This window comes from Ancrocorticia sp. (assembly GCF_052089425.1).
Classification (GTDB): Bacteria; Actinomycetota; Actinomycetes; order Actinomycetales; family Actinomycetaceae; genus Ancrocorticia.
Genome location: NZ_JBQCZW010000066.1, coordinates 1 through 5,313 on the forward strand (window position 1 = coordinate 1; position 5,313 = coordinate 5,313).

Annotated in this window: 6 protein-coding genes; 4 read left to right on the forward strand and 2 right to left on the reverse strand. The window is 59.6% G+C overall.

The annotated features are described in order from the left end of the window. Window positions 1–205 precede the first annotated feature (205 nt). Window positions 206–763 carry a TetR/AcrR family transcriptional regulator gene (locus ACTHV6_RS11775; protein ID WP_441387814.1) on the reverse strand — a complete coding sequence of 186 codons (558 nt, stop codon included), beginning with the start codon at window positions 761–763 and terminating at the stop codon, window positions 206–208. Between the two features lie 48 nt (window positions 764–811). Between ACTHV6_RS11775 and ACTHV6_RS11780 the strand changes: the two genes are divergently transcribed. Together ACTHV6_RS11780 and ACTHV6_RS11785 are read left to right on the forward strand one after the other, a co-directional pair. Continuing rightward, the gene (locus ACTHV6_RS11780; RefSeq protein ID WP_441387815.1) at window positions 812–1,951 is read left to right on the forward strand and encodes an alpha/beta hydrolase; all 1,140 of its coding nucleotides are present in this window, start codon (window positions 812–814) and stop codon (window positions 1,949–1,951) included. Between the two features lie 489 nt (window positions 1,952–2,440). Further along, on the forward strand, window positions 2,441–2,875 hold the full coding sequence (locus ACTHV6_RS11785) for a hypothetical protein (RefSeq protein WP_441387817.1): 435 nt from the start codon (window positions 2,441–2,443) through the stop codon (window positions 2,873–2,875). A gap of 31 nt (window positions 2,876–2,906) precedes the next feature. Here ACTHV6_RS11785 and ACTHV6_RS11790 read toward each other — a convergent pair whose 3' ends face one another. Continuing rightward, window positions 2,907–3,473 carry a dihydrofolate reductase family protein gene (locus ACTHV6_RS11790; RefSeq protein ID WP_441387818.1) on the reverse strand — a complete coding sequence of 189 codons (567 nt, stop codon included), beginning with the start codon at window positions 3,471–3,473 and terminating at the stop codon, window positions 2,907–2,909. Between the two features lie 207 nt (window positions 3,474–3,680). Between ACTHV6_RS11790 and ACTHV6_RS11795 the strand changes: the two genes are divergently transcribed. Both ACTHV6_RS11795 and ACTHV6_RS11800 read left to right on the forward strand, forming a co-directional pair. Next, on the forward strand, window positions 3,681–4,355 hold the full coding sequence (locus ACTHV6_RS11795; protein WP_441387819.1) for a hypothetical protein: 675 nt from the start codon (window positions 3,681–3,683) through the stop codon (window positions 4,353–4,355). Beyond that, window positions 4,346–5,299: a hypothetical protein gene (locus ACTHV6_RS11800; protein ID WP_441387820.1), complete on the forward strand. Its 954-nt coding sequence runs from the start codon at window positions 4,346–4,348 to the stop codon at window positions 5,297–5,299. Before ACTHV6_RS11795 ends, ACTHV6_RS11800 begins: the two co-directional genes overlap by 10 nt. Window positions 5,300–5,313: the final 14 nt, after the last annotated feature.

Here is a 5,313-nt window from a genome sequence, read left to right on the forward strand (position 1 = left end):
CGCGACTCTTGTGTGCCCTATCAAGTGAGACACATGTCCTGAACCTAGACACCTTTGGGCCCACAATGTGATGAGGTCCGGCATACGCCGGGCCTCATTTCGTTTTCTGATTATCGATATGGACACGAACTCGTGAGAGCAAAGGCAGTGGCCGACCTTACCGCGACGTTGTCGCTGCCGGCTGCCCGTCTGGTGACGCCTGGCCTCATTCGGACGATCCGGGCAGCAGACCGGAGAGCATAACCCGGAACGCCCGCCGAGTGTCGAGTGGCGGATTGCTGGCTGTCAACGCCTCGGTCAGCAGGCCGTCGAATAGCGCGAGGAGGATGCGGCTCTCTGGGCCAGCGTTGGGCGATCCTAGCTTTGTGAGTTGCTCCTCGGCCCACCCGATTGCCAGATTACGTCCGGCGGCGAAGATCTGCAGGGTATCGGTGTCGATCGCGGCCTCAGTGACGATGGCGTACCTAGCGACGGTGAGATCGCGGTGTGTGGTCGTCAATTCACTGACCAGCACCGCCAGCGCATCGCTGAGGCTCTCGGCGTCAGCCGTTGGAGTGGCCAGACTCGACCACACGTCTAGCTCGCGCTCAAGGATGCGCTCCACAATTCCATATATCAAGCGCGCCCGCGTACGGTACATGTTCGATGTGGCACCAGCGGGTAGCCCAGCGTACTGGTCGACGGCGCGATGAGTCAGGCCTCGCATACGTTTGTCGGCCACGACATCAATGCCTGCATCCAGCACCAGTTCGCGTCGTCCCATGCGCAGATCATACTACAGATGTAGTTACTACAGGTGTAGTATGAATTCATGATCGGATTCTGGATAGGACTGGGCATCGTTGGCGTCATGGCGCTGACCGCGTTGCGTCCTCCGCAGCGCCCGGGATGGCTGCGCGAAGCTGGTTATCATGCGGGCTGGGTGATCAACGAGGTGCCACTGTTCTGGCTGCTACTCATTCTGGCTTCAGTGTGGCTGACTCTGGACGAACACGGCTGGGAACTCGTGGACGGGCAGCTTCTGGCCGGGCTGGTCGTGGCCGCCGGGTTGTCGGGCCTGCTCGTCTACCTCCAAGCGCGCAGCCGCGGCGTTCGGAAGGTCTTCGACGATGCACTGAAGGAAACGATGGGCTGGGGGCTGCCTTCCCGGAGCCGGTCATCCGTATTAGCTCAGAATCTGCGGGCGATCGTGCTGCCGATGCCGCGTCGCAGGCGTGGTGTGCGGCATCTACGCAATATTGCCTATGGGGAGCACGGCTACCGCAATCTGCTCGACGTCTACCTTCCACCCGCCAAGACCCCGGTGGGGGTCTTCGTCCACTTTCATGGCGGGCACTTCCGGATCGGACGCAAGAACACCCAGTCACTGCCGTTGCTATACGATCTCGCGCGGCAGGGCTGGATTTGTGTGTCGGCCAACTACCGGCTGCAACCGAAGTCAAGCTTCCCCGATTACGTGATCGATGCCAAACGGGCAGTCGCTTGGGCCACGAGGTACGCGGCTGAGCTTGGGGCCGACCCCGACTTGGTGGTGGCCAGCGGCGACTCTGCCGGGGCGAACTTGGCGCTGTTCTGTGGTGCGACGCCCGGAGACACCCGCTTCCAACCCGGCTTCGAGGATGATCACACCCACGTTGCCGCGGTTGTCGCGCTGTACGGTTACTACGGACCAAGTTCAGGTGATCCCGCGAGCAGCCCACTCGTGCATGTCAATGCCGAACTGCCCCCCGTCCTGATGGTGCATGGCGGGCTTGACACGAGTGCTCCGGTTGCATGGGCACGCAACGCTGTGACCAAGATGCGCAAAGCTGCGGTGAACCCGGTCGTCTACATTGAGCCGCGCGATACCCAACACACCTTCGACTACTTCAGATCGCCCCGCTGCAATGCACTCATCGAGACGACAATCAGCTTCCTCTCCTGGGTGCGGAACTCGGGCGTGCCTGCCTAAATCTGGGCTTGGTGTGCCAAACTCGGCCGGCGATCGATTCTTGGCCACTGTTGTCGGTGTAATCAGTCAGCGCAGCTTGCGAACTGCCTGTGGGTGAGCGTTAGCGAGCGGTGTGAACGCGAAGCGGACACGCGAGTCCCTTTGGGCCCACAGATGGATGAGACCTCGGTATGGGTTCCCGTCTTTCACTTTCCTCAGTGGTACGAGAACCCTCGCAATACGGGATATAGGCCTTTCCCAGCGGTGGCCATTAGCCCTGCCTCGGTGCGAAAGTGAGTGAGTGCAGCGAGAGTGAGTGAATGTCGTAAGTGTTGGCGTTGCACGGCATCCCTGATGGTTTTGGCTATCTCTGGAGGAATTCACTCACTCTGGCGGTACCCCTTCCCGTACCGGCGTTTTCGGCGGTCTTCATTGATTAGGTCTTCGCAGGCCCAGGAAGGCCGGTTCGCGGGCCGTACCAATGTCGGAGCTGTCGCATAGCCTGAGTGCATGAATAATGACAAGGAAAAGTGCGCTGCGAGCGCGTTGGGTGAGAATGGTGATCGGTGGGGATTGACCGTCGAGGATTTGCTTGCTGTAGAGAATGGACATCATTTCCATCGCGGCTGGCATATTGGCTGGGCATGGAGCACGGATGCCGAAAGCGAGTACGTGGATATCCTTAGCGAACACCGGATGCCAGGGATGTACGCCATAAGGGTCTTCCCTGATGGCTCGCACGAAGATTTGGATACTCCGGGCATGTATCGCGTTGTTGGTAACACGCCGGACGAAGACGAGCGGTTGGACCGCGAATTCTTGGAGCGCAACACGCGTGCCTACGCTTCGCTACGTGACCGTGGCTTGCTCCCGGCATTCGGCGAGAACATCGGCAGTCAGGACATGAACGAGTATCTAAGGAGCGGGACTGGGCATCGCGAATAACGCAGTCAGGATCGCAGCCGCGGGGCGGCTCCTACGTCCTGTGTTTCGGCCTGTACGTGCGGAAGAACGCCCGAGGGCTGTCCGAGAATACCTCGGTGATCTCCCAATCGACGCGATGCCCGCCGGCTACATCGAAGATCCGCACGCCGTCACCGAGGAACACGGGAGCGACGGATACTTGGAGTTCATCCACGAGACCGTGTTCGATCGCTTGGCGCGCGCTGTCTGCACTGATGATCTGCACGTCGCGATCTCCCGCAATGGCTTTCGCACGTTTGATCGCCTCGCGCACATCGCAGTTCAAGGCGATCACCGAGGGATCGTCAGCGAGGTCTTCGGGGCGATGCGTGAGTATGAACTCGGTGCCCGACCATGCACCGCCATACGGTTCTGCTGTGAGCTCGTCTCGCTCATCGCGCATTGCGATGGCCGCGTCATAACCGCGGCGCCCCGAGATGATCACGGCAACGCGTTCTGCCATGCGTTGCGTTGTTCCCTCTGCGAGTGGCTCAGCTGCACTCATCCAGCTCATGTCGTGGCCTGGCCCCGCGATGAATCCGTCGATCGAACTGGTGAATCCGTAAGCTACCTTGCCCATTCGCTGAGCATAGTTGGGTGCGCAGGGCTGCGGCAAGGTTGGCCTTCAAAAAGAACCACCGCACAACGCGCCGGTCCCACAACCCGTCGTCGTCCTCCCAAAGGGAAAATCGGCAATGACTGGATCGGACGGACATGCTTGACAGGTTGAGGAAGGCCCATAGCATAATGAGCTGTTTCCATTCGATCGAAGACCGAGGAGCTGTGCATGGGTGCACCAACAACCAAGCGGGGTCGATGGCTTGTTGTAGCCCTCGGAGCGGTCGTTGCCATAGCGGCTGTGTGTGGTTGGTGGTGGCTCCGTCCGCCGTTCGAAAGTGAGTACCGTGATGCCAGTTGGTTCACGGAACGGCTGAGGTACAACGTTGAAGGCGGCGTATTCGCCGAAACATTCGAGCACGTCAGCGCATTCGAGGCCGGTGACGATGCGTACACAGCATATTCTCGACTCGAGTATCTAGACAGCGTGCTCATGAACCACAACATCTTGCTCCTCAAACTTGAAGACTCCCCGGCGGTGCAGCGCGATTCGCAGTTGCGCATACTCGTAGATGACTTTGGCGATGCGTATGGCGAAATGAATGATCTGATACAGCAATGGGAGGATCAAGGATTTGCGGAAGTCGCGATGGTGATACGGAGCTGCCGGCCCGCACCGGAGAGTAGCGGATGTGCGGAGGCTCTGGCATCAGCGCAAGACCTTTTATCTCACCCTGAGTCCGGGGCATTTCAAGAAATACTCGAGCTAGCCGATTCCGGCGCTGATGCCGCAGAATTCAACGGCCCGATGGACGCCGTTCGAATAGAAGGTGAGGAGAAAATGGCGGCGTACCTTGAATTTGCGATCTCCTTGGATGAATACGTGGGGTCAAAGTGGACGTGAAGAAGTGGCCGCGAATTCTGATTGCCGTGATCACGTTGGCTGGAGCCTCTGCGTGTACGTCCAACGCCGATACGTCCACGCCGGAAGGTGTGGCAACGGCATGGCTGCAGGCGCAGGAGGATGGGGACGCCGAGAAGCTTGCTGAACTGACGTTGAGTCCGAAAGGGCACGATTGGATCGCGGAATCGCCGTGGCTCGCAACGCGAACCTCCGGAATCGTAGACGCTGAGCTCGTCAGAATTGAAGACAGCCCGGACCGCGATGAACCCGAGGCCCATGTGCGCTGGACGGTGGAGGGCGGTAACACCGTGGAAACCATCCTCACGCTGGAGAGTATGGGAAACAAGTACAAGGTGCGGCCACCGGAAAAAGGAGTGGCGAACCTCAGTCCGGCAGAGTTACAGGAACAGTGGGTGAGCCCGGATTCCCTGCATCTGGATCAGGGATTCGTGCCCGAATGCCCCGGTGACGGCGAAGAAACGTGGTGCTATGACGCGAACGGTTTCTACGATTACCAAAGCAGCTCCAGTCAGCTACCGATGCTCCCTTTCGGGACGTATGAATATGTAGCGAGCTCACGGGCGTACGGCGTCACTGGCGCCTCGCAGGTGACGGCGGTCATTTCTGACTATGGCGATACGGAGATCACGATCGAACCGGGATTGACCGTCAAACCTGAGGCGATCGAGGAGATCGATGGACTGCTAGCGGACTACATCGAGCGATGCCCCGTGGTTGGCCCCAAGGAGACGGGAGACTGTCAGGAACCTGAGGCCCCTGACGAGGTGACGATTCATGCCGATGGTTGGAGGATTGCCTACGGTGCACCTCCGGGCTCGCCCGGCATCTTCTTGTATATGCGAGCAACGCCCGTGGACGGCGCAGGGGCTGCGCAGGAGATGGATATTCTTTTCCAGCACTTGGGTCAGGGCTGGCCGGACTAGGCCTCGATTGGACG